The sequence below is a fragment of the Anaerotignum propionicum genome (assembly GCF_024461735.1).
Classification (GTDB): domain Bacteria; phylum Bacillota; class Clostridia; order Lachnospirales; family Anaerotignaceae; genus Chakrabartyella.
Map to the genome: position 1 here is coordinate 1 of NZ_JANGAD010000064.1, position 212 is coordinate 212.

The following is a 212-nucleotide window of genomic DNA, read 5'->3' on the forward strand; positions in this document are numbered from 1 at the left end:
GGCATTTTATTGTTTGCTGACTGTGCACTTAATCAGAACCCCACTCCTGCAGAAGTGGCTTGTATAGCAGGCGACTCCGCAAAATCCTATGCTGCATTCGTGGGCAAAGAAGCAAGAGTAGCAATGTTGAGCCATTCCACAATGGGTTCTGCAAAGCATGCTGATGTTACGAAAGTAGTAGAGGCAGTAGAAATTGCGAAGGAAAAATATCC

Annotated in this window: 1 protein-coding gene; it reads left to right on the plus strand. The window is 45.3% G+C overall.

Translation table 11 applies throughout. The features are described 5' to 3' along the window. Nucleotides 1–212 (plus strand): phosphate acyltransferase (locus NE558_RS14405; RefSeq protein WP_256150853.1); only part of this gene is annotated, 212 nt, incomplete at both ends.